General features: G+C 72.7%; 20 protein-coding genes. 7 read left to right on the top strand and 13 right to left on the bottom strand.

The annotated features are described in order from the left end of the window. Positions 1-1038 carry a LacI family DNA-binding transcriptional regulator gene (locus BFV98_RS06760; RefSeq protein WP_071095438.1) on the bottom strand — a complete coding sequence of 346 codons (1038 nt, stop codon included), beginning with the start codon at positions 1036-1038 and terminating at the stop codon, positions 1-3. Positions 1039-1425: 387 nt separating this feature from the next. Between BFV98_RS06760 and BFV98_RS06755 the strand changes: the two genes are divergently transcribed. The 4 genes from BFV98_RS06755 to BFV98_RS06740 all read left to right on the top strand — a co-directional run bounded on the left by BFV98_RS06755 (position 1426) and on the right by BFV98_RS06740 (position 8436). Then, entirely contained in the window at positions 1426-2814 is a 1389-nt protein-coding gene (locus BFV98_RS06755; RefSeq protein WP_071095436.1) for a glycoside hydrolase family 43 protein, read from the top strand. A gap of 14 nt (positions 2815-2828) precedes the next feature. Next, the gene (locus tag BFV98_RS06750) at positions 2829-4193 is read left to right on the top strand and encodes a glycoside hydrolase family 43 protein (RefSeq protein WP_071095434.1); all 1365 of its coding nucleotides are present in this window, start codon (positions 2829-2831) and stop codon (positions 4191-4193) included. 36 nt (positions 4194-4229) lie between these two features. After that, a complete protein-coding gene (locus BFV98_RS06745; RefSeq protein WP_071095432.1) occupies positions 4230-5537 on the top strand; it encodes a cellulose binding domain-containing protein in 1308 nt (435 codons plus the stop codon). Positions 5538-5625: 88 nt separating this feature from the next. Continuing rightward, the gene (locus BFV98_RS06740; RefSeq protein ID WP_071095430.1) at positions 5626-8436 is read left to right on the top strand and encodes a glycoside hydrolase N-terminal domain-containing protein; all 2811 of its coding nucleotides are present in this window, start codon (positions 5626-5628) and stop codon (positions 8434-8436) included. A 52-nt stretch (positions 8437-8488) separates the two neighbouring features. On the opposite strand, the gene BFV98_RS06735 is transcribed toward BFV98_RS06740, so the two are convergent. Continuing rightward, positions 8489-9202, bottom strand: a complete 714-nt coding sequence (locus BFV98_RS06735) for a hypothetical protein (protein ID WP_013285854.1) — start codon at positions 9200-9202, stop codon at positions 8489-8491. A 73-nt stretch (positions 9203-9275) separates the two neighbouring features. On the opposite strand from BFV98_RS06735, the gene BFV98_RS06730 reads away from it, so the two are divergent. Next, a complete protein-coding gene (locus BFV98_RS06730) occupies positions 9276-10103 on the top strand; it encodes a PIG-L family deacetylase (protein ID WP_013285855.1) in 828 nt (275 codons plus the stop codon). 34 nt (positions 10104-10137) lie between these two features. Here the strand turns inward: BFV98_RS06730 and BFV98_RS06725 are convergent, their stop codons facing one another. Next, positions 10138-11280 carry a glutamate--cysteine ligase gene (locus BFV98_RS06725; RefSeq protein WP_013285856.1) on the bottom strand — a complete coding sequence of 381 codons (1143 nt, stop codon included), beginning with the start codon at positions 11278-11280 and terminating at the stop codon, positions 10138-10140. Positions 11281-11421: 141 nt separating this feature from the next. Continuing rightward, the gene (gene glnA, locus BFV98_RS06720) at positions 11422-12846 is read right to left on the bottom strand and encodes a type I glutamate--ammonia ligase (protein ID WP_071095428.1); all 1425 of its coding nucleotides are present in this window, start codon (positions 12844-12846) and stop codon (positions 11422-11424) included. A 233-nt stretch (positions 12847-13079) separates the two neighbouring features. Between glnA and BFV98_RS06715 the strand changes: the two genes are divergently transcribed. Next, on the top strand, positions 13080-14864 hold the full coding sequence (locus tag BFV98_RS06715) for an N-acetylglutaminylglutamine amidotransferase (protein ID WP_071095426.1): 1785 nt from the start codon (positions 13080-13082) through the stop codon (positions 14862-14864). A 14-nt stretch (positions 14865-14878) separates the two neighbouring features. After that, positions 14879-15139, top strand: coding sequence for a hypothetical protein (locus BFV98_RS06710; protein ID WP_013285859.1), 261 nt, complete (start codon positions 14879-14881; stop codon positions 15137-15139). Positions 15140-15229: 90 nt separating this feature from the next. Here the strand turns inward: BFV98_RS06710 and BFV98_RS32205 are convergent, their stop codons facing one another. From BFV98_RS32205 to BFV98_RS06670, 9 genes are all read right to left on the bottom strand, one after another. Continuing rightward, positions 15230-15400, bottom strand: a complete 171-nt coding sequence (locus BFV98_RS32205) for a hypothetical protein (protein WP_013285860.1) — start codon at positions 15398-15400, stop codon at positions 15230-15232. A 104-nt stretch (positions 15401-15504) separates the two neighbouring features. Then, positions 15505-16206: an aspartate/glutamate racemase family protein gene (locus BFV98_RS06705; protein WP_071095424.1), complete on the bottom strand. Its 702-nt coding sequence runs from the start codon at positions 16204-16206 to the stop codon at positions 15505-15507. After that, positions 16203-17483, bottom strand: a complete 1281-nt coding sequence (locus tag BFV98_RS06700) for an FAD-binding oxidoreductase (protein ID WP_071095422.1) — start codon at positions 17481-17483, stop codon at positions 16203-16205. Before BFV98_RS06700 ends, BFV98_RS06705 begins: the two co-directional genes overlap by 4 nt. Before the next feature lie 13 nt (positions 17484-17496). Further along, a complete protein-coding gene (locus BFV98_RS06695) occupies positions 17497-18375 on the bottom strand; it encodes a family 3 encapsulin nanocompartment shell protein (protein ID WP_071095421.1) in 879 nt (292 codons plus the stop codon). Positions 18376-18389: 14 nt separating this feature from the next. After that, a complete protein-coding gene (locus tag BFV98_RS06690; RefSeq protein ID WP_071095419.1) occupies positions 18390-19229 on the bottom strand; it encodes a class I SAM-dependent methyltransferase in 840 nt (279 codons plus the stop codon). Between the two features lie 29 nt (positions 19230-19258). Continuing rightward, a complete protein-coding gene (locus tag BFV98_RS06685) occupies positions 19259-20089 on the bottom strand; it encodes an SDR family NAD(P)-dependent oxidoreductase (RefSeq protein WP_071095417.1) in 831 nt (276 codons plus the stop codon). 4 nt (positions 20090-20093) lie between these two features. After that, on the bottom strand, positions 20094-21065 hold the full coding sequence (locus BFV98_RS06680) for a sulfotransferase domain-containing protein (protein ID WP_071095415.1): 972 nt from the start codon (positions 21063-21065) through the stop codon (positions 20094-20096). After that, on the bottom strand, positions 21062-22246 hold the full coding sequence (locus BFV98_RS06675) for an MFS transporter (RefSeq protein WP_013285867.1): 1185 nt from the start codon (positions 22244-22246) through the stop codon (positions 21062-21064). The genes BFV98_RS06680 and BFV98_RS06675 overlap by 4 nt, the downstream gene beginning before the upstream one ends. Next, complete coding sequence (locus BFV98_RS06670) at positions 22243-23556, bottom strand: DegT/DnrJ/EryC1/StrS aminotransferase family protein (protein WP_071095413.1); 1314 nt, start codon at positions 23554-23556, stop codon at positions 22243-22245. Before BFV98_RS06670 ends, BFV98_RS06675 begins: the two co-directional genes overlap by 4 nt. Positions 23557-23562 lie beyond the last annotated feature (6 nt).

The raw sequence follows: 23562 nt of genomic DNA, 5'->3' as shown, positions 1-23562 counted from the left end.
TCATCGCGACGGCGGCGCGGTGCTGGCCCGTACCACGAGAGTGGTGCCGAGTTCGTACCGCTCCTGGGCCGGGGCGCGGCCGTCGGCCAGGGTCAGGGCGAGCCGGGCGGCCGTGGCGCCGATCTCGGCGAACGGCTGCCGCACCGTGGTCAGCGGTGGCGCGAGCCAGGCCGCCTGCTCGACGTCGTCGAAGCCCACCACGCTGAGATCCTCCGGTATCCGCAGACCGGCGTCCCGGGCCGCCGCGTAGACGCCCATCGCCTGCAGGTCGTCGCCGCAGACGACAGCGGTCGGCGGGTCGGGCCGGGCGAGCAGCTGAGCGCCGAGGTCGCGGCCGTCCTCGAAGGTGAACACGCCCCGCTGTTCGAGGCTCTGGTCCAACGGGACACCGGCGTAGTCCAGCGCGGCGTGGAACCCGTCCAGCCGGGCGCGCGCGGACAGGTCCCGGACCGGTCCGGTGATCACGCCGATCCGGCGATGGCCGAGTTCGAGCAGGTGCCGGGTGGCGGCGAGCGCGCCGCTCCAGTTGTTGGACCCGACGGCGGGGGTGGGGAACAGGTCGCCGGTCGGGTCGATGGCGACCAGCGGTATCCCGTCGGCCTCGAACCGTTCGCCGTCCTCGGCGGTGACCAGGGCGAACGCCGTGATGACGGCGGTCGGCTGCCGCACCAGCAGTTGCTCCGCCCAGGGCAGCCCGGCCGACACGAGCCGGTGCACGTCGGTGAAGCCGACGGTGTGGTCGTGGGCGGCGGCGACCTCCTGGACGCCGCGCAGGATCTGCATGGCGATCGAGGACAGCATCCGGTGGAAGACCACCTCGACGCAGAGGGCCGCGCCGGTGGTCTGCCGTCGCCGGTAGCCGTGGTCGCGGAGCAGGGCTTCCACCCGCTGACGTGTCTGCTCGCCCACCCCGCGCCGGCCGTTGAGGACCTTGGAGACGGTGGGTGGGGACACTCCGGCGAGTTCGGCGATCGTCGCGAGGGGCAGGTCACCGCGCCGGGGCTTGCGCAGGTGCGGCCGCGGTCCTTCTTCGATCACGAGGGAAGTCTATGGCTGCGGCGCGAGGGCGAGTACGCGCCGCTCAGACCGCCCGCGAAAGGTTATCGATAACATTTCGCGCCCCGGAGGACTTCGCCGGGTCGGGTCGTGGATCTCCGGCTTTCCGCGGGAACTTTCGCGAAACCTGTTCGTCACATCTTGACGGCCGACGCCTCCATCCATGAGAGTCCATATAGGCAGATGCGGCGCACGGACGGGAGCCCGGCGCCGGTGGGGTGGCGGAGCGCGTACGGAAAGGATGCCTGGGCAACATCCTGTTAGCGCTAACATAAGCCCTTCCTGCCGACATCAGACGCCGGTCCGGCCCGCGTCATCACGTCCCACCCATCCACGCGCACGAGCGTGGCGGCAGAGGGGTTCCGATCCGTGGCGATCAGTCGACGAGCACTCATCAAGGCCGTGGCGGCATCCGGCGCACTCACCGCGGCGTCGGTCACCGGCCTTCCCGGCGTGGCGTGGGCGGCGAACACCGCGTACGCGATGGCCTACTTCACCGAGACGCCGAACTTCCAGGGCGCGGACTACGGGCTGCACCTGGCGGTGAGCCGGGACGGTCTGAACTGGACGCCGTTGAACCAGAACAACCCGGTGGTCACTCCGACGCAGGGGCAGATGGGCCTGCGGGATCCGTTCGTGTTCCGCAAGCGGGACGGCAGGTTCGTCATCCTGGCCACCGATCTCAAGGGCACCAACTTCGGCCTGAACAGCCAGTACCTGCACGTGTGGGACTCGACCGACCTCACCGCTCTCACCGGCTACCGCCGGATCCGGATGCACACGCTGCCCAGCTCGCACACCTGGGCGCCCACGGCGTTCTGGGACGCCGGCCGCGGCCAGTACGGCATCGTCTACTCCTGCAACAGCGGCGGCGACGTGCTGATGGTCAACTACACAAGCGATTTCGTCACAGTCGGCCCGCAGCAGGTGTTCTTCAGCCCCGGCTTCGGTGTGCTCGACGGTGACGTCGTCGTCGACGGCGGCACCACGTACCTCTACTACAAGAACCTGTCCACCGGCCTGCTGCACGGCGCCCGCTCCTCGACCGGCGCGCCGAACAGCTTCACCACGTACACCAGTGGACTGCGGCAGGGCAACGCGATCGAGGCGCCACTGCTGGTCAAGAACAACGACGGCAGCGGCTGGCGGCTCTGGGGCGACTCGTTCAGCCCGGTCAACGCCGACTACTACATCTGGTCCACCTCGAACATCGGCGGCAACTCGTGGACCGCGCTCAACCAGCGCGACTACACGCCGCCGCTGAACGCCAAGCACGGCTCGATCGTCGGGATCAGCGACGCCGAGTACAACGCGATGATCTCCCGGTGGGGCACCCCGAACTGGGTCCGGCTCAAGTCGTCGAACCTGCCCGACCACGTGGTACGGCACAGCAACGGGGTCGGCCGCGTCGACGCGTACCCGTTCGATCCCTACCAGGACCAGATGTGGCGGATGGTGGCCGGCCTGGCCGACCCCGCCGCCGTGTCGTTCGAGTCGGTGAACCGGCCGGGCAGCTTTCTGCGGCACAGCAACTACGCCATCCGCCTCGATCCGAACGACGGGTCGGCCACGTTCCGGGCGGACGCCACCTTCCACCGCACCGCGGGACTCGCCGACGCCTCGTGGACGTCGTTCCGGTCGCACAACTTCCCGGCCCGCTACCTGCGGCACGCCAACTACCTGCTGCGGATCGACCCACTCGGCTCGGCGTCGAGCGCGAGCGACCGCCAGGACGCCACCTTCCGCATCACGCCCTGACCGAGGAGGCCGTCATGACCAGAAGACTCCTGCGACGCGGTGTCGCGCTGTTCGCGAGCATGCTCTGCGCGGTCGCGCTGACGCCTGCTGTCGCCCACGCGGACAACCCCGTCGTCCAGACCATCTACACGGCCGACCCGGCGGCGCTGGTGCACAACGGCCGGGTCTACCTCTACACCGGCCACGACGAGGACGGCTCGACCTACTTCACCATGAAGGAGTGGCGGGTCTACTCGTCGGCCGACATGGTCAACTGGACCGACCACGGCTCGCCGATGAACCTGGCCACCTTCAGCTGGGCCAGCGCCGACGCGTGGGCCGGCCAGACCGTCTACCGCAACGGCCGCTTCTACTGGTACGTCCCGGTCAAGAACCGGGCCACCGGCCGGATGGCGATCGGCGTCGGTGTCTCCGACAGCCCGACCGGCCCGTTCCGGGACGCCATCGGCCGTCCGCTGGTGGAGAACGGTGAGATCGACCCGCACGCCTTCGTCGACGACACCGGGCAGGCGTACCTGTACTGGGGCAACCCGAACCTCTGGTACGTGCGGCTGAACGCCGACATGGTGTCGTTCTCCGGCGGCCCGACCCAGATCCCGCTGACCACAGCGGGCTTCGGCGCCCGCAGTGGGAACACCAGCCGTCCCACGCTGTACGAGGAAGGGCCCTGGGTCTACAAGCGCAACGGGACCTACTACAACGTCTTCGCGGCCGAGTGCTGCTCGGAGTTCATCGGCTACTCCACCGCACCCGGCCCGACCGGTCCGTGGACCTACCGCGGCACGATCATGCCCCGCCAGGGCGGCAGCTTCACCAACCACGCCTCGATCATCGACTTCAACGGCGGCTCGTACTTCTTCTACCACAACGGCGCGCTGCCGGGCGGCGGCGGCTTCACCCGGTCCGTGGCGGTGGAGAAGTTCAGCTACCGCTCCGACGGCACCATCCCGACGATCAACATGACCAGCGCCGGCGCACCGCAGGTCGGCACGCTCAACCCGTACGTGCGCCAGGAGGCGGAGACGATCGCCTGGTCCGCCGGCGTCGAGACGGAACCGTCGAGCGAGGGCGGGAGGAACGTCGGCTGGATCGAGAACGGCGACTACATCAAGGTCAAGGGCGCCGCGTTCGGCACCGGCGCCGGCTCGTTCACCGCCCGGGTGGCCTCGGCGACGGCCGGCGGCCGGATCGAGGTGCGGCTGGGCAGCCCCACCGGCGCCGTGGTCGGCACCTGCGCCGTCGGCGGCACCGGCGGCTGGCAGACGTGGACCACGGTCACCTGCCCGGTCAGTGGCGCCACCGGCACCCAGGACGTGCTTCTGCGCTTCGCCGGCGGCAGCGGCTACCTGCTCAACGTCAACTGGTGGCAGTTCCGCTAGACCGGCCCACCCCACCATCACCGGAGGAGACCTCAGATGTCGAAGCGCAGAACGAGAGCCGGGTCGGTCACCGCCGCGATCCTGCTGGCCCTGGGCATGGGCGCCGCCATGGTCGGCGGCTCACTGGGCGGCAGCGCCCGGGCCGCGGACGTCGGCGCGGCGGCCGCGACGGCCGGCTGCGGGAAGGCCCCGACGCTGGCCAGCGGGACGCACACCGTCACCAGCAGCGGCAAGAACCGCACGTTCATCCTGCGGGTGCCCGACGGCTACGACGTCAACCGCCAGTACCGGCTGGTCGTCGGCTTCCACTGGCGCGGCGGCACCGCCACCGACGTCGCCACCGGCCAGACCGTCCAACGCGACGTGTGGTCGTACTACGGGTTGCAGCGGCTGGCGAACAACAGCACCATCTTCGTCGCGCCGCAGGGGCTCAACAACGGGTGGGCCAACGCCGGCGGCGAGGACATCACCTTCGTCGACGACATCCTGCGCCGTGTCGACGCCGGCCTGTGCGTGGACACCAGCCAGCGCTTCGCGCTCGGGTTCAGCTACGGCGGCGCCATGAGCTACGCGGTCGCCTGCGCCCGGCCCACCGTCTTCCGGGCGGTGGCCGTCTACGCCGGCGGCCAGCTCAGCGGATGCAGCGGCGGCACCCAGCCGATCGCGTACTTCGCCGCGCACGGCATCCGCGACGGCGTCCTCGGCATCGCCGGCGGGCGGACGATGCGCGACCGGTTCGTCCGCAACAACGGCTGCGCCACGCAGAACCCCCCCGAGCCGGGCCAGGGCAGCCTGAGCCACCGCACCACCACGTACGCGGGCTGCCGGGCGGGGTACCCGGTGGTGTGGGCGGCCTTCGACGAGGGACACATCGCCGCCCCGCAGGACGGCGCGCCGGGTGACAGCGGCACGCGTACCTGGCTGCCGGGGGAGACGTGGCAGTTCTTCACCCAGTTCCAGAGCACGACGCCGCCGCCCACCACACCCGCGCCGACCACCCCCGGCCCGACCACCCCGCCGCCGTCCGGCGTCGCCTGCAAGGTCACCGCGACGGTGAACGCCTGGAACACCGGCCTGACCGAAGACCTCACCGTCACCAACACCGGCGGCAGCGCGATCAACGGCTGGTCGCTGGTCTTCACCCTGCCGGGCGGGCAGACCATCACCTCCGGCTGGAACGCCACCTACTCGCCCGGCTCCGGTCAGGTGACCGCCCGCAACGTCTCCTACAACTCCACCATCGCGCCCGGCGCCTCGGTCAGCCTCGGCTTCCAGGCGAACCACACCGGCAACACGGCCGCACCGGCGGCGTTCACCCTCAACGGCGTCGCCTGCGCGAGGTAGCCACCGCACCCGGTGCGCGGGCGGGCCGACGCCGACCCGCCCGCGCACCGGCCGCACCACCACCCGACCCGCCTGCGAGGAGAAGACCATGTCCGACGTGACCCGAAGGAACATCCTCAAGGCCGGCGCGGCCGGGGCCGGTGCCGCGCTGGTGCCGGCCGCCTGGAGCGCCGCCGCACGCGCCGGCTCGGCGGCGCCACCACAGGTGCTGGCCGCGAACGACCTGGCACTCTGGTACGACGAACCGGCCGGCACCGACTGGCTGCGTGCCCTGCCGATCGGCAACGGGCGGCTCGGCGCGATGGTGTTCGGCAACGTCGACACCGAACGGCTCCAGCTCAACGAGGACACCGTCTGGGCCGGCGGCCCGTACGACTCGGCGAACACCAGGGGAGCGGCCAACCTGGCCGAGATCCGGCGTCGGGTCTTCGCCGACCAGTGGACCTCGGCCCAGGACCTGATCAACCAGACCATGATGGGCAGCCCGGGTGGTCAGCTCGCCTACCAGACCGTCGGCGACCTCCGGCTCGCCTTCGGTTCGGCGAGCGGGGCGACGCAGTACAACCGGACGCTCGACCTCACCACCGCCACCGTCACCACCACGTACGTGCAGGGCGGCGTCCGGTACCAGCGGGAGGTGTTCGCCAGCGCGCCCGACCAGGTGATCGTGCTCCGGCTGACCGCCGACCGCGCGAACGCGATCACGTTCTCCGCCGCGTTCGACAGCCCGCAGCGGACCACCGTGTCCAGCCCGGACGGCGCGACCATCGCGCTCGACGGCGTCTCCGGGTCGATGGAGGGGGTCACCGGCTCGGTACGGTTCCTCGCGCTGGCGAACGCCGCCGTCACCGGCGGCACGGTCAGCAGCTCCGGCGGCACGCTGCGGGTGTCCGGCGCCACCAGCGTGACGCTCCTGGTCTCGATCGGGTCCAGCTACGTCAACTACCGCACCGTCAACGGCGACTACCAGGGCATCGCCCGCAACCGGCTGAACGCCGCCAAGAGCGTCGCCGTCGACCAGCTCCGCACCCGCCACCGCGCCGACTACCAGGCGCTGTTCGACCGGGTCACGATCGACCTGGGCCGCACGGCCGCCGCCGACCAGCCCACCGACGTACGGATCGCGCAGCACGCGAGCACCAACGACCCGCAGTTCGCCGCGCTGCTGTTCCAGTTCGGTCGGTACCTGCTGATCTCCTCGTCGCGGCCGGGCACCCAGCCGGCGAACCTCCAGGGCATCTGGAACGACTCGCTGACGCCGTCCTGGGACTCGAAGTACACGGTCAACGCCAACCTGCCGATGAACTACTGGCCGGCCGACACCACGAACCTCTCAGAGTGCTTCCTGCCGGTCTTCGACATGGTCAAGGACCTCACCGTGACCGGCGCGCGGGTCGCCCAGGCGCAGTACGGCGCCGGCGGCTGGGTCACCCACCACAACACCGACGCCTGGCGGGGCGCGTCGGTCGTGGACGGCGCGTTCTGGGGCATGTGGCAGACCGGCGGGGCCTGGCTGAGCACGCTCATCTGGGACCACTACCTGTTCACCGGCGACAGCGGTTTCCTCCAGGCCAACTACCCGGCGCTCAAGGGCGCCGCCCAGTTCTTCCTCGACACCCTGGTCGCCCACCCGACGCTCGGCTACCTGGTGACGAACCCGTCGAACTCGCCGGAGCTGGCGCACCACGCGAACGCCAGCGTCTGCGCCGGCCCGACGATGGACAACCAGATCCTGCGCGACCTGTTCGACGCCGCGGCCCGGGCGAGCGAGGTGCTCGGCGTCGACACCACCTTCCGGTCCCAGGTGCGCACCGCCAGGGACCGGCTGCCGCCGAGCCGTGTCGGCTCGCGGGGGAACGTGCAGGAGTGGCTGGCCGACTGGGTCGAGACCGAACGCACCCATCGGCATGTCTCCCACCTGTACGGGCTGCACCCCGGCAACCAGATCACCAGGCGCGGCACCCCGGCGCTGTACGAGGCCGCCCGCAGGACGCTGGAGCTGCGGGGCGACGACGGGACCGGCTGGTCCCTCGCCTGGAAGATCAATTTCTGGGCGCGGCTGGAGGACGGCGCCCGCGCCCACAAGCTCCTGCGCGACCTGGTGCGTACCGACCGGCTCGCGCCGAACATGTTCGACCTGCACCCGCCGTTCCAGATCGACGGCAACTTCGGCGCCACCTCGGGCATCGCCGAGATGCTGCTGCACAGCCACACCGGCGAGCTGCACCTGCTGCCCGCGCTGCCGACCGCCTGGCCCGCCGGGCAGGTCGCGGGCCTGCGCGGCCGGGGCGGCTACACGGTGTCGCTGACCTGGAGCAGCGGCCAGGCCGACGAGATCACCGTCCGCGCCGACCGCGACGGCACGCTGCGACTGCGGTCCCGGCTGTTCACCGGGAGCTTCACCCTCGCCGACGTCACCGACGGCAGCACACCCGCCACCACCCGGCCGGAGTCCGACGTCGTCGCGCTCACCGTCCGCGCCGGGCACACCTACCGCGCGGCCCGGCCCGGCGTGACGCCGTCGCCGACCCCGACCGTCACACCCACATCGAGTACGACGCCGAGCCCGGCGCCCACCACCAGCTCCCCGGCGCCGTCCGGCGCGCGTGCCACGTACGCGATCACCGGCTCCTGGTCCGGTGGCTTCCAGGCCGAGGTCACGGTGACCGCCGGCGCCACCGCGATCCGCGGCTGGACGGTCTCCTGGACGTTCCCGAACGGGCAGGTGATCAACCAGATCTGGAGCGGCACGCACACCCAGAACGGCGCGAACGTGACGGTGCGCAACGTCGACTACAACGGCTCGGTGCCGGCCGGCGGCTCCACCACGTTCGGCTTCATCGGTGCCGTCAACGGCAGCAACAACCCGCCGGCGAACCTCACCTGCACGACCACCTGAGCACCGACGCACCCCGCTTCGGTCACCCGGCCGGGGCGGGGCGTGCCGCCGGTCAGGCCAGCAGCGTCTCGCGCAGCCGCGCGCCCAGGTTCAGCTCGCCGACCACGCGGGGACCGGCCGGGTCGTACACGGCGATGCGGTGGTTGCGGCGCATCATCTCCCGTACCGCCGGCGGCAGCCGGGGCGGGTCGTCCATCGTCGCGAGCACCCGCGCGCCGGTGCCCATCAGCCGCTCCACGAGCCTCGCGCTGTCGGTGTCCACACGCACCCGGCCGAACTCCCAGCCGGCGGTGGTCAGGTCGAGCACCTCGAACAGGCGCGTCACGAACGGCTGCGGGTCGGTCACCCGGTCCAGCCGGTCGGCCCGCCCGCCGACCACCGCCACGGCGGCGCTGACCTGCGCGTACGGGTGCAGCCCGCTGGGTAGCGCGCCGAGCGGCCAGCGCAGCGCCGGCCCGGCCTCCTTCCACAGGGGCCGGTAGTTGCGGCGGTGCACCAGCAGCCGCCGCCCGGTGCGCCGGAACACCTCCTGCGCCTGGCCCTGGAGGTCGGCGTGCGCCTGGTCGGCGGCCTCGCAGACGATCCCGGCGGCCACCACGAGACCGTCGTCATCGGACAGCAGCCGTGTGATCGCGTCGGCCTGCTCCGGGAACCGGAGGCGGGCGTGCGCCCCGTAGGACCGCCGCACGTCCCGCAGCAGCTCCTGCTGACGTGCGGGGTCCAGTTCGACCCGTCCGCCACCGAGCAACCGCTGGAGCCAACCCATCGCGCCTCGCTTCCGTCGCCGTCTGCGGACCGGGCAATGCTAGTTCGTCGGCCGATGCTCGTATGGTGACGGGGTGACCGATCGATCCCTGACCCTGATGGCGGTGCACGCGCACCCCGACGACGAGGCGACGAGCACCGGCGGCGTCCTGGCGCGCTATGCGGCCGAGGGCGTCACCACTGTGCTCGTGACGTGCACCGACGGGGGGTGCGGCGACGGTCCCGGCGGGATCAAACCGGGCGACCCCGGCCACGACCCGAAGGCCGTGGTCGAGATGCGCCGCGCCGAGCTGGCCGCCAGTTGCGAGGCGCTCAAGGTCACCCACCTGGAGACGCTCGACTACGGCGACTCCGGGATGATGGGCTGGGCGACGAACGACGCGCCCGGCGCGTTCTGGAACACGCCGGTGGCCGAGGCGGCCGACCGGCTGGCCGAGCTGATCCGGCGCTACCGCCCCGACGTGGTGGTCACCTACGACGAGAACGGCTTCTACGGCCACCCGGACCACATCCAGGCCCACCGGATCACCATGGCCGCTGTGGAGCAGACCGGCATCCCGGCCAAGGTCTACTGGACCACAGTGCCGCGCAGCGCGTTCCAGCAGTTCGGCACCGTCATGAAGGAGATCGGGGTGGAGTTCCCCGAGCCGGAGGCGACCGACGAGATGCCGGCGCTGGGCCTGCCGGACGACGAGATCACCACCTGGGTCGACACCAGCGGCTACGGCGGGCAGAAGTTCGCCTCGCTCGCCGCGCACGCCAGCCAGGCGGAGAACATCTTCTTCCTGCGCCTGGGGCAGGAGCGGTTCACCGAGCTGATGAGCATGGAGACGTTCGTGCGGGTGCGGGACACCACCGGCGCGGCCACACCCGAGGACGACCTGTTCGCCGGGTTGCGCTGACCGGTCGCCGGTCCGGTCCGGGGAGGTCATCGACTCACGTCGAGACGGTCTGCGCGGCTAGGTGATCGAGCACGGCGCGGACGTCCCCGCCGGTCCCGGCCATGATCCGTCGTTGCCGGGTGGCGCCGGTGCCGTCCCGGCGCACCCGGTCCAGCTCGCGCCGGACCAGATCCAGGTCACCGTGGCGGGCCAGCGCGGGCGTGACGGTGACGACCAGGTCGTCGACGAGGTCCCAGGCCGGCCGGGGCCGACCGGAGCGCAGGTCCACGAGCTTTCCGTCGACGCCGTCGTGGGCGGCCCGCCAGTGCGCGGCGGCGACCAGGCAGTCCCGGATGCGGGGTGCCGGCACACCGGCGCGCACGTCGTCGATCAGCGTGGCCACGAGCGCCCGGACCAGCCCGGCGACCAACACCGTGTCGTCGACTGTGGGGCACACGTCGCCGACCCGGACCTCCACCGTCGGGTACGCCGCGGACGGGCGGGCGTACCAGTAGACCATCGCGGCGTCGAGCATGATCCCGGCGGTGATCAGGTCCGCCACCGTGGCGTCGTAGTCGGCGGCGGATTCGAAGTGCGGTGTCGGTCCGATGCTCGGCCACCGTTCCAGCTGCATCGAGCGCCAGCTCGCGTGGCCGGTGTCCCGCCCGTCGTGCAGCGGCGAGTTCGCGGTGAGCGCCTGCACCACCGGCAGCCACGGGCGCAGGTGGTTGCAGACCTGCACTGCCAGTTCCCGGTCCGGCACGCCGACGTGGACGTGGCAGCCGCAGACCGCCGGGTCGTGGGCCACCGGGCCGAACCGGCGGGACATGTCGTGGTAGCGCTGCTCGTCGGGCACCGTGCGGTGGGCTTCGCAGACCGGGGTGGCACCGACGGCGACCAGCCGTGCCCCGGCCGCGTCGGCCGCCTGCGCGGCCGCCTGGCGCAGCGTGACCAGGTGCTCCCGCAGCTCTCCGAGATCGGGACTGACCGGCGTCACCATCTCGACCATGCTGTGCCGGAACTCCTGCCGGCTCTGCTCGCGGGCGGTGCCGGACAGCGCGCCGCGTACCCGGTCGGCGACCGGCATGCTCTCGCCGGTGGCCGGGTCCAGCAGCAGGAACTCCTCTTCCACCCCGAGGGTCAGGACGGTGGGGATCTGCGGGGTGGTGGTGGCGGTGGTGGTGGGCCGCGGCCTCACCGACGGCTCCACCGGCACGGAACGGTCGGCGTGTCGTCGTGAGGCGGAGTCATGTCTCGACGGTACGAGGGCGGGGGCCGGCCCGAGGCCGTTTCCGCCGACCACCGCCCCCGCGGGTGGCGGGGGCGGTGGCGGTAGGGGTCAGCAGTCGAAGTAGAGCGCGAACTCGTGCGGAGTGGGCCGCAGACGCACCGGGTCGACCTCGTTGGCGTTCTTCCAGTCGACCCAGGTGGAGATCAGGTCGTCGGTGAAGACACCGGCGTCGAGCAGGTAGTCGTGGTCGGTCTCCAGCGCCGCCAGCGCCTCGGGCAGCGAGCCCGGGACCTGCTTGACGTCGCCCCACTCCTCCGGCGGCAGGTCATAGAGGTCCTTGTCGATCGGCGCGGGCGGCTCGATCTTGTTCTTGATGCCGTCGAGACCGGCCATGAGCATGGCGGAGAACGCCAGGTACGGGTTGCTGGACGGGTCCGGCACCCGGAACTCGACGCGCTTGGCCTTCGGGTTGCTGCCGGTCACCGGGATGCGGGTGCAGGCGGAGCGGTTGCGCTGGGAGTAGACCAGGTTGACCGGCGCCTCGAAGCCGGGGACGAGACGGCGGTAGGAGTTGATGGTCGGGTTGGTGAAGGCGAGCAGCGAGGGTGCGTGGTGCAGCAGGCCGCCGATGTACCAGCGGGCGGTGTCGGACAGCCCGGCGTAGCCGGTCTCGTCGTAGAACAGCGGTTCGCCGCCGCGCCAGAGGCTCTGGTGGGTGTGCATACCGGAGCCGTTGTCACCGAACAGCGGCTTCGGCATGAACGTGGCGGTCTTGCCGGCGGCCCACGCCTCGTTCTTGATCAGGTACTTGAACAGCTGAAGCTCGTCGGCCGAGTGCAGCAGCGTCGAGAACCTGTAGTTGATCTCGGACTGCCCGCCGGTGCCCACCTCGTGGTGCGACCGCTCCACGGTGAAACCGGCGTCCACCATCCGGCGGACCATGCTGTCGCGCAGGTCGGCGTAGTGGTCGACCGGCGGCACCGGGAAGTAGCCACCCTTGTACGCGGTCTTGTAGCCGCGGTTGCCGCCCTCCTCGATCCGCCCGCTGTTCCAGGCGCCCTCGATCGAGTCGATGTAGTAGAACGACTGGTGCGCCGAGGTCTCGTGGCGGATGGAGTCGAAGATGTAGAACTCCGCCTCCGCCCCGAAGTACGCGGTGTCGGCGATGCCGCTGGCCGCCAGGTACGCCTCGGCCTTCTTCGCCACGTTGCGCGGGTCGCGGGAGTACGCCTCCCGGGTGAACGGGTCGTGGACGAAGAAGTTCAACGCGACGGTCTTCTGCGTGCGGAACGGGTCCACGAACGCGGTCGCCACGTCCGGCAGCAGCAGCATGTCCGACTCGTGGATCGACTGGAAACCACGGATCGACGAGCCGTCGAAGGCGAGACCGTCGGTGAACACGCTGTCGTCGAACGACTCGACCGGCAGGTTGAAGTGCTGCATCACGCCGGGCAGGTCACAGAAACGTACGTCGACGAACTTCACGTCCTCGTCGGTGAGGTATCGCAGGAGTTCCTCGGAATTGGCGAACACACGTCCTCCTGGCAGGCGTCGTTGATCCTGGCCACGTCCCGTGGCCGGACCGCCCGGGGACATGGCCCGTACCGCCACCGTACGACGGCGCGCCGTGCCCGGCTCGCCAACAGCCCATCCGGGTTTCCTTCGCCACAGGCCGGGTAGTCGCCGTACCCGGCGGACCGCCCGGGAGACGACGTGGCGGGAGGTTGGCGTGGTGGGTGCTCCCCGACTGACCGGTGGACGCTGAGATGTGCGGGATCAGCGGTGAGGCCAGATTCGACGGGGCCGCCCCCGACGCCGCCGCGGTGACCCGGATGACCGCCGCCATGCGCTCACGCGGCCCGGACGGCGAGGGCACGTGGAGTGACGGCTGGATCACCCTCGGGCACCGACGGTTGACAGTGATCGACCTGTCCGAGGCCGGCGCCCAGCCGATGGTCCGCGACGACCTCGGCCTGGCCCTGGTCTTCAACGGCTGCGTCTACAACTACCCGGAGCTGCGCGACGAGCTGCGCGCGGCCGGGCACACCTTCCGCAGCACCAGCGACACCGAGGTGATCCTGGTGGCGTACGCGCAGTGGGGGGAGCGGTTCGTCGACCACCTGGTCGGCATGTTCGCGGTCGCGCTGGTGGACCGGCGGCGCCGCCGCCTCGTGCTGGCCCGCGACCGGCTCGGCATCAAGCCGCTCTACCTCGCGGAGTCGCCCGGCCGGATCCGGTTCGCCTCCACGCTGCCGGCGCTGCTGGCCGGCGGTGACGTCGACACCGGCATCGACCCGGTCGCGCTGCACCACTACCTGTCCTGGCACTCGATCGTGCCGGCGCCCCGCACGATCCTGCGCGGGATACGCAAGCTGCCGCCGGCCACCGTCCGGGTGATCGAGGCCGACGGGCGCAGCCGGGAGCGCGTCTACTGGCGGCCCGAGTACCGGCGCGACCCGGCCCACGACGGCATGGACGCCGCCGACTGGCGGGCCGCCGTCGGGGACGCGCTGCGCACCGCCGTACGCCGCCGGCTGGTCGCGGACGTGCCGGTCGGGGTGCTGCTCTCCGGCGGGCTCGACTCCAGCATGATCGTGGCGTTGCTCGACGACGCCGGACAGCACCACCTCCAGACGTTCAGCATCGGCTTCGACAGCCGCGGCGACGAGACCGGCGACGAGTTCCACTACTCCGACCTGGTGGCCCGCACGTTCGGCACCGACCACCACCGCATCCGGCTCGCCGACGGCGATCTCGGTCCGGCCGTACGCGCCACCGTGGCGGCCATGACCGAACCGATGGGCAGCCACGACGTGGTGGCGTTCCACCTGCTCTCCGAGCAGGTGGCCCGGCACGTGAAGGTGGCGCAGTCCGGCCAGGGCGCCGACGAGGTGTTCGCCGGCTACGGCTACCACCACCGGCTGGCCCGCTCGCCCCGAGAGGACGCGGTGGCCGAGTTCACCGCCGCGTTCTTCGACCGCGACCACGCCGAGCTGACCGAGGTGGTCGAACCGGCGTACGCCTGCGACGGTGACGCCTCCGGCGAGCTGGTCGCCGCGGACCTGGCCGCGCCGGGCGCGCAGACCGCCGTGGACGCGGTGCTGCGCCTGGACACCCACCTGATGCTGCCCGACGACCCGGTCAAGCGGGTGGACAGCATGAGCATGGCGTGGGGGCTGGAGGTGCGTACGCCCTTCCTCGACCAGGACCTGGTCACGCTCGCCGCGGCGTGCCCGCCGGAGCAAAAGCTGGCGCAGGGCGGCAAGGGTGTGCTCAAGGACGTGGCCCGCGAGGTGCTGCCGGCCGAGGTCATCGACCGGCCCAAGGGCTACTTCCCGGTGCCGGCGCTGCGCAACGTCGACGGTCCCGTGCGAGAGTTGGTGGTCGAGGCGCTGGGTGCGCCCGAGGCGCGCCGGCGCGGGCTGTTCCGCCGGGCGTACGTCGACGAGCTGCTGGCCGAGCCGGACCGGGCCCAGGCCGCCGCCGGCAGCAACAAGTTGTGGCAACTGGGCCTGCTGGAGCTGTGGTTGCAGACGCACGGCGTGAGCTGAGCGGGAGGAGCGCTGTGAAGTTCGTCATCGAGAGCGAGGCCGACGGCAGTGTGGGGTTCACGGTCGTCGGCGGCGACGGTCAGGTGCTCGCCACCGGGGCGCCCTGCCCGGACAAGGGCTCGGCGCTCGCGGTCGTCGGGGAGCTGATGCACGGGCTGGGCGACGCCTGCGTGGAGGACCGCACCGAGGCCGGCGCCGGGCCGGTGGCCGGCACCCGGACCGAGATCGGCGACGACATGTCGGACATCGGCCGCTCCGGCATCCCGCCGGTCTGACCGCGGCACGTCCTGGCGGCGTGACGGCGATCCGCCGGTCCGGCCGCGACACGTCCCGCCCGGCCGACGAGCCCGGGCGGGACGGTGCGCTCACTGCTCGTCGTCGAGCACGTCCGTGTGGCCGTCCCGGGTGACGGTGGGCGGCAGGTGCTCGTCCGGCTGGGGCGCCTCGGCGAGCGTGTGGTGCGGGTCGCCGTCGGGCGAGAACAGCACCCGATCGGTCTTGCGGGTCTTCTCCTGCTCCTCCTCCGGCTCCGTCACCGCGTTCTCCCTCCGCTCACCGGCGCCCCGGGCAGGCCGCCCCTCGTCCCACGCTAAGCGCCGGACGGGGGCCGGGAGCCGGTTTCCGCGCGACGGCCCCGCGGTCACCCACCGGGACGGTACGGCCGCCGGGTGAGGCTCGCGTACGCCATCGTGGTCAGCGTGACGATGTCGAACACCGGCACACCCAGCCGCGCCTGGATCCGGTGGGCGAACGGCACCAGGTCGGTGCACTCGACGACCAGCGCCCCCAGGTCCGGGTGCGCGCGGGCCAGCGCGTCGACCCGCTCGTCCACCTCGGCCGCCAGCCGCCCGACGTCGAGGGCGTCGCGCCGCCCCTCCAGCATCACCTCGCGGAACTCCGGCTGCCCGGCCATGCCGGTGACCGCCACCGGGACGTCGGCGGCGCCGATCGCGGCCAGGTGGCGCGGGGTCAGCGCGGCCTCGTCGGCGACCAGCAGCCCGACCGGGCGCCCGACCATGCGGTGCACCATCGGCAGTTGCACCAGGCTCGACGACCACAGCGGGACGCGCACCGCGGCGGCGAGTTCGGCCTGGAACAGCACGAGGAACCCGCACGCGCCGGTGATCCCGGCGACCCCGGCCGTCTCCAGGTCGCGGGCCGCGTCGACGAACGGTCGCAGCAGCGCCGGGTCGGCCTCGCGGACCAGCCGCTGCGGGGTGGCGCCCTCCACCACCCGGTAGCGCACCGGGAAGTCGAACGTGTCCGGGTTGCGGATGTGCCCGGGGATCTTGTCGAAGCTGGTGTCGAGGCAGAGCACGCCGATCTCCGGCCGGTCGCTCACGAGATCCCCTTCCGGAAGCGGTCCAGGGCGAACGTCTCCAGCGGCAGGTCCGGCTCGGCGCCGGAGACGAGCTGGGCGAGCAGCCGCCCGCCGGCCGGGGCCAGGCCCATCCCGATGTGCCCGTGCCCGGTGGCCACGCTGACGTTGTCGTAGCCGTCGGCCCGCCCGATCAGCGGCAGGCTGTCCGGGGTGCACGGACGCAGGCCGCTCCACACGTCCAGCCGGCGGCCGGTGTCCAGCGCCGGCAGGTACCGCCGCGCGGTGTGCAGGATCCCGTCGACGCGGCGCGGTGAGATCGACGTGTCCAGCCCGGACAGCTCCAGCGTGCCGCCGACGCGTACCCGGTCACCCAGCGGCATCACGGCGACCTTGCCCTCGCTGAGCAGCACCGGCCGGGTGGGCGTGCCCGGCCCGGCGGGCAGCGTGACGGTGTAGCCCTTCGCCGGTTGCAGCGTCAGCCCGACGTCGAGCATCCGGGCGCAGGCCGCCGACCACACCCCGGCGGCGATCACCACCTCGGCCGGGCGCAGCTCGCCCCGGGCCGTGCGCACCGCGCGTACGCGCCGCCCGGTCACCTCGAAGTCGCGTACCTCCGCGCCGGTGACGATGTCCACGCCCCGGGCCCGCAGCGCCGCCGCGAGCGCCACCAGGAACGCCGGGATGCGCAGCGCGGCGCCCTCCTCGTTGAGCAGCGTCCCGGCCACCGCGAAGTCGACGCCGGGTTCCAGCCGGGCCAGCTCGGCCCGGTCCAGCTCGCGCAGCGGCACGCCACGCGCGGTCGCCGCCGGGATCGTCCGGCGCGCCTTCGCGTACCCCTGCTCGGTGTGGCAGGCCAGGATCATGCCGCGTTCGGTGAGCGTCCCGGCCAGCTCGTCCTCGGCGCAGATCTCGCGCAGCAGCGCGAGGCTGCGCTGTTTGAGCGCGAGCAGCGTCTCGAACCCGGCGCGGGCGTGCCGTTCGGTGCAGTGCCGGCGGAAGTGCCAGAGCCAGGCCAGCAGCGCGCCGTCCAGCCGGGGCCGGACCGCGAACGGGCTCTCCGGGCGCAACAGCCAGCGGATCCCGGTGGCCGGCACCCCCGGCTCGGCCAGCGGCGCCGAGCCCTGGGTGCCGACGAAGCCGGTGTTCCCGGCGGAGCAGGCCGCCGCGTCGCCGACCTCGCCCCGGTCCACCACCGTCACGCTGAGCCCGGCGCGGCGCAGGAACCAGGCGCAGCACAGGCCCACCACGCCCGCGCCGACCACCAGCACGTCGGGGTCGGTACGGCCCGGCGTCGTCATCAGTCGCCGCCGGTCAGAGCGTCACGACGAAGAAGCAGGTGGGCAGGTTCACCACGGCCCGCTCCCAGATCTCGGCGCGCAGCGCCACACCGGGTTCGGCGAACGTGCCGGGCGGCGGCTCCGCGAACGCGATGGTGGACCGGCCGGCGTCGAACAGCAGCGCGCCGTGGCCGAAGTCCCCGACGATCGCGGTGCCCGGGTCGACCAGCCGGGTACGCACGATGAACACGCCGTTGTCCTCCACGTCCCGCATCAGCGAGCCGCTGCCCAGCAGCCGGTAGTAGTCGGCCGGGTTGATGATCAGCCCGTCGGCGGTGCTGCCCATCTGCTCGACCTCGTTGCACGCGGCCAGGACGGTGGACGCGAACGGTCCCGGGTCGGTGAGCCGGCCCAGGTCCGGCATGGTCAGCAGCCCGCCCTCGCCGCGCAGGATGGTGTGGTTCTCGGCCGTGGCCAGCCGCACCACCAGCCGGTAGTCGATGAACTGCGCGAAGCTGACCGGGTCCTCCCACAACGTGTCCGGCACCTGCACCCACGCGGTGGTGGTGAGCAGCGGCGGGATGGGGGAGCGGTGGAAGTGGTTGGCCGCCTCCCGGCGCAGGTCCGCGCCGTCCACCGCCGGGTCGTCCGGCCGGGGCGGGCTCTCGTGCCAGTAGTAGTCCTGCGGATCCCGGGACAGGTCCACCACCTTGAGCATGTTCCGCGACGGGTAGCGGGGCTTGCGCCGGGAACTGGTGAGCGAGTCGGTGATCGTCACGTCGTAGTCGACGCTGGTGTCGAAGCCGTCCTTGGCGAACGCCTCGACGAACGTCGCGCCGGGCGACATCTGCGTCTTCCGCTCGGCGACCACCTCGGCGATCGTCCGCTTCACGGTGTCGGTGCGCTGCGACATCTGCTGTCCCTCCCTCAGGCCGGCTTGCGGGCGACGAACATGCCCCAGCCGAACTCGCCCCTGTCGATCGCCGCCTGGATCTCGTCGCACGAGTCGGCGAAACCGAGGATCCAGGTCCGCGCCGCCTCGTCCGCCGTCGTCTCCGCGCGCTCCCGGGCGGTACGGCCCAGCACCCGGTACGTCTGCCTGATGTGCGCGTCGAGACTGCGCGCGACCACGTCCACGAACCCGGCCTCGGTCAGCGCCCGGCGGTAGCCGTCGAGCGAGTAGCCGTCGTTCCAGCGCACCCGGTCGTAGACGTGCCGGCGGGCCGCCTCGCCGATCCGCTCGGTGGGCTGGAGGAAGTCGGACACCGCGAGCACCCCGCCGGGGGCGAGCACCCGGAACATCTCGGCGTGGCTGCGCGGCTTGTCCGGCACCAGGAACAGCGCGTCCTGGCTGACCACGTGCGTGAACGTGCCGTCGTCGTACGGCAGGGCGGTGGCCGAGCCGTGCCGGAACGACACCGGAAGCGAGGCGCCCCGCTCGGCGCGCCGCTGCTCGGCGAAGCGCACCCGCTCGATGCTCAGGTCCAGCCCCTCGCCCCGGCACCCGGTACGGGCGGCCAGGCGCAGCAGGAAGTTGCCGCAGCCGCAGCCCACGTCGAGCACGTTCGACGACGCGTCGATCCCGGCGTCCGCGGCCAGGATGTCGGAGGTCCGGTCGGCCGCCGCGTGGTAGTCGGCGTCGTCCTCCCCGGCGAAGTAGCCGGTGTGCAGCACGCCCTCGCTGTCCCAGAAGCTGAGGTACGTCTGCGTGGTCTGGTCGAAGAACTCGGAGACGTCCCGCTCGGTGAACCGGCTGGTCGTGGACATGGGCACTCCCTTGTGCGGCGGTCGGTGGGTCAGGCGTAGGTGTCCTTGCGGACGCCGGTGAGGTGGGGCAGGTCGGGGCCGGTGGCGGCGGCGCCGCCGTCGATCAGGTGCACCCCGGCGGTCACGTACGACGCGCGTTCGCCGGCCAGGAACGCGGCCACCGCGGCGACCTCCTCGGGCCGGGCCAGCCGCCCGACGGCGCTGTGGTGGCCCATCGCGGCCAGCCGCGCCTCGACGTCGCCGTCCGCGCCCGCGAGCCGGGCCGCGGCGCGTTCCATCGGCGGCGTCCGCACCCCGCCGGGCGCGAGCACGTTCACGGTGATGCCGTCGCGGCCCACGTCGACGGCGAGGCCCTGGGCGAAGCGGACCAGCGCCGCCCGGGTCACCCCGGACAGCACGAGCGGGCCGATCGGCACGCAGGCGGTCTCGGAGGCCACCAGCAGCAGCCGGCCCCAGCCCGCGGCACGCATGTGCGGCAGCGCGGCCATCGACACCGCTACCGCCGGCAGCAGCACCCGGTCCACAGCCGCCCGGTAGTCGTCCGTGCCGAACCCGGTGGCGGTGCCCACAGGCGGGCTGCCGCCGCTGACCAGCAGCACGTCCACCCCGCCCAACTCCTCGGCGACCCGGTCCACCCAGCGGGCGGCGGCGCCGGTGTCGGTGAGGTCCACGCCGGTCGCGCTGACCCGGCCGGACGCCACAGCCGTCAGCTCCCGTTCGGCGGCGGCCAGCCGCTGCGGGTCACGCCCGCAGACCGCCACGTGCGCGCCCTCCACGGCGAACTCCCTCGCGCAGGCCAGCCCGATGCCGCTGGTGCCGCCGGCGACGAGCGCCACCCGGCCCTTGAGCCCCAGATCCACGTCCTCACCTCTCCGTCTCGCCGACGCGGGCCGCCGCGCCGGGGTACGCCGGGTCGCCGTCCGGCCCGCCGGACCGGTAGCCGTACCGGGTGGACAGCGGCCAGGCCAGCGCCGCCACCGCGAGCCGCTGCCGGCCGGTGAGCGTGCGCCGCCACCCGTCGTCGCGGTCCCGGATGACGGTCGGCCCGGTCCGGAACCGGTCCGGGTTGCCGGTGACGGTGTGGTTGCCACGCAGCTCGACGGTCCGGTCCCGTACCGGGTTGGCCGCCGGGTCCACGCCCACCAGCCGCAGCAGGGCGCCGATCGTGCCGGCCGGGTCGGCGGTGAAGTCCTCGTAGCGCAGGAACGCCGACCGGTCCGGGTACCGCCTGTTGATCGCCGCCGACGCGAGGTTGAACCCGTGCCAGTACGCGGTGCTGCGCGCCGCCGACATCGCGTAGACGTATTCCTTCGGCTCCCGCCACGAGTGCGCCACCGCACGCGGGTCGCGCACCAGGTGCAGCCAGTACGCCTCGACGCCCGGCACGTGCGGCAGCAACGCCGACTCGCCGGGGATCTTGGTGCTGTCCACGATGACCCCAGCACCGGTGCGCGCGGCCACCTCCCGGTAGACCGCGCCGAGCAGGTCCGCGTGCGCCCGGGTGTCCGCGTCGTACGCGCCCCGGCGCAGCACCCGCCACGTGTGCCGGGTCCGCAGCCGGGCGCGTTGCCGCCGGATCACCTCGGCGGCGTGCGCGTCCGCCGGCATCCCGGCCGGGCGGCCCAGCGGCAGCACCGCCGACCACAGCGGACACGCGGTCAGCGCGGCGCCGCAGCCGCACCTGTCGTTCACCCCGCGCCCGGTCGAGTTCTTCCACAGGAAGTGCAGCTCACCGACGTGCACCACACCGGGCGCCTCGCCGAGGACGTTGCCGATGATGGTGCTGCCGTTACGGCACCAGCCGTTGACGCTCAGGACGGTCACCGGTGCGCTCATGCCGCGCGTACCTCCGCCGCCTGGGCGGGCGCGGGCGCCGGCCGGCCGATGCGCAACGCCATCGCGGCGGCGACGGCCGCGCCGGCCGCGCCCGCGACGAACACCGCCGGATAGCCGAGACCGGCCGCGACCAGGCCGGTCGCCGGCCCCCACACCGCCAGGCCCAGATCCCAGAACGAGGTGTACGCCCCGATCGCCGCGCCCTGCCGCGCCGGGTCGGTGCGGTTCATCACCATCAGCGCCAGCGACGGGTGCAGCAGGGAGAACCCGACGCCCATCACCACGCTGCCGGCCACCGCCACCGGCAGGTTCGGCGCGACGGCGATGACCAGCAGCCCGACCGCCTCGCCGACCCCGCACCAGGCGGCCACCCGGCGCGGGCCGAGCCGGTCCGGCAGGTGACCGATGACCAGGCGGGTGCCGGCGTACACGGCGCTGAAACAGCTCAGCACCACCACGCCGTGACCGATGCCCCGGGCGTCCAGGTGCAGCACGACGAACGCGGCAAGACCCGCGTACCCGGCGGCGCCGAAGGTGAGCGCAATGCCGGGCAGCAGCGCCGGGCGCAGCAGCAGCCCGGCACCCTTTGCCGCGGGTGCGGTACGCGCCGGCGCGGGCACCAGCGCGACGAGCGCCGCGCCGACCGCCGGAGCGACCGCGCTGAGCAGCCACACCGCCGGATAGCCGGCCTGCTGCACTGTCGCGCCGAGGAACGTGCCGGCGGAGATGCCGCCCCACATGCTCACCCCATACAGGCCGATGAGCTGGCCGCGCCGCTCGTGCGGGGCGAGCTGCACGATCCACACCGCACCGGCGGTGAACAGCGCCGCCTCACCGGCACCGAGCAGCAGCCGGACCGCGACCAGCGCGGGCACGCTCAGCGGGGCCAGGTAGAGCAGGCCACCACCGGCCACCACGAGCGCCCCGGCCAGCATCACCGTCCGATGGCCGTGCCGGTCGGCGAGCGCGCCCGCGACCGGCCGGACCAGCAGCGCGGTCACCGCGGTCACCGTGACCACCACGCCGACTGTCAGGTCGCCGGCGTCGTGCCGTTCCCGCAGGAATCCGGGCAGCACCGGGATCACCGCTGTCAGTCCGAGGTAGCCGGTGAACAGCCCGCCGAGCAGCCCGGCAAGCGCGAGCCGGGGCAGGGGCCGGGCGGGGGCCTGCGCGCCGGTCACGACCCGACCAGGGCTGTCTCACGGGCGGCGGCCACCTTGCGGACCGCGCGGACCAGGTCGTCGCAGTCCCCGGGCGTGAGGTTGGACGACAGCGGCACGTCGACGGTCTCGGTCAGCAGCCGTGCGGTACGTGGCAGCGTCGCGCGGATCTCGCCGGGGTCGGCGCTGTCGTACAGGAACCGCCAGTTCCAGAACGCCCGCACGTTGAGGTCGTCGTCCGCGCCGATGTTGCGGGCGTCGATCCCCTCGGCCCGCAGCGCGCGGGCGAACCAGCCCGCGTCGCCGCCTGGTACGCGGAACACGAACGCCTCCCCGAGGTACGCCCCGGGCGCGACCGGCCGCCGGACCGCGATCCCGGGCAGCCCGGCCAGGGCGGCGCTGACGTGCGCGTAGTTGCGGTGGAACAGCGCCAGCCGCTGCGGCAGCCGGGTCAGCTCGGCGCGCAGCAGTGCCGCCCGGATCTCGTCCATCCGCAGGCTCAGCAGCGGCAGGTCCAGGCCGGTCAGCGGCGGCTCGCCGTCCGGGAAATGGCGCCGCAGCCGCCCCTCGTACGCCCCGGACAGCGCCACCGCCCGCGCGAACAGCGTGCTGTCGTCGGTGATCAGGAAACCGCCCTCGCCGCAGTTGAGCGCCTTGTCGGACTGGGTGCTGAACGCCCCGGCGGCCCCGAACGTGCCGAGCTTGCGGCCGTTGAGTTCGGCGCCGAGCGCGGGCACCGCGTCCTCGATGAGCGGCACGCCCATCTCGGCGGCGAACGCGGACAGCGCCTCGACGTCGGCGGCGAAGCCGCGCATGTGCACGACCATGACGGCGCGGATCTCGGGGTGCCAGCGGCGGCGCAGGTCGTCGAGGTCCATCCGCAGGTCGTCGTCGACCTCGACCAGGAATGGCCGGCAACCGGCCAGGACAATGGCGCTGGGGGTGGCGACGAAAGTGAATCCGGGGCAGGCCACCAATGATCCCGGCGGCACTCCGGCGCCCATCAGGGCGAGCGCCAGTGCGGCGGTCCCGCTGGAAACGGCCAGCGCGTGCCGGGTGCCGAAATAGCGACACAGTTCGTCCTCGAACCGCCCGCATTCGGTTTCGTTCGGCGGCCGATGGTCGTATCGGAAGTAGAGGTGACTGCGGACGGCGCGAATAGCCGCGTCCTCGTCTTCGGTGTGCACGAAGACCGCGCCCTTGTCGTACGTCGGCCAGGGCGTGCGCCGCACCGGCTGTCCGCCGTGCAGGGCGAGCTGTTCGGGCAGCTCAGAGCCGTTCTGCACCGGCCTCGGCGGGCTCGGTGCGGGAGCGTCGTTGTTCCCGTCCACCGGCGG

The sequence above is a fragment of the Micromonospora sp. WMMB235 genome (assembly GCF_001855515.1).
In the GTDB taxonomy this organism is placed as follows: domain Bacteria; phylum Actinomycetota; class Actinomycetes; order Mycobacteriales; family Micromonosporaceae; genus Micromonospora; species Micromonospora aurantiaca.
The sequence above is the reverse complement of the archived record's forward strand: the minus strand, read 5'-3'. Positions and strand labels throughout refer to the sequence as shown.

What these genes read in the sequence shown, in the direction of transcription:
- BFV98_RS06750 (WP_071095434.1), top strand. Translation starts at nt 2,829, where the DNA reads ATGACCAGAAGACTCCTGCGACGCGGTGTCGCGCTGTTCGCGAGCATG.
- BFV98_RS06745 (WP_071095432.1), top strand. Translation starts at nt 4,230, where the DNA reads ATGTCGAAGCGCAGAACGAGAGCCGGGTCGGTCACCGCCGCGATCCTG.
- BFV98_RS06740 (WP_071095430.1), top strand. Translation starts at nt 5,626, where the DNA reads ATGTCCGACGTGACCCGAAGGAACATCCTCAAGGCCGGCGCGGCCGGG.
- BFV98_RS06735 (WP_013285854.1), bottom strand. Translation starts at nt 9,202, where the DNA reads ATGGGTTGGCTCCAGCGGTTGCTCGGTGGCGGACGGGTCGAACTGGAC.
- BFV98_RS06715 (WP_071095426.1), top strand. Translation starts at nt 13,080, where the DNA reads ATGTGCGGGATCAGCGGTGAGGCCAGATTCGACGGGGCCGCCCCCGAC.
- BFV98_RS06700 (WP_071095422.1), bottom strand. Translation starts at nt 17,483, where the DNA reads ATGACGACGCCGGGCCGTACCGACCCCGACGTGCTGGTGGTCGGCGCG.
- BFV98_RS06695 (WP_071095421.1), bottom strand. Translation starts at nt 18,375, where the DNA reads ATGTCGCAGCGCACCGACACCGTGAAGCGGACGATCGCCGAGGTGGTC.
- BFV98_RS06690 (WP_071095419.1), bottom strand. Translation starts at nt 19,229, where the DNA reads ATGTCCACGACCAGCCGGTTCACCGAGCGGGACGTCTCCGAGTTCTTC.
- BFV98_RS06680 (WP_071095415.1), bottom strand. Translation starts at nt 21,065, where the DNA reads ATGAGCGCACCGGTGACCGTCCTGAGCGTCAACGGCTGGTGCCGTAAC.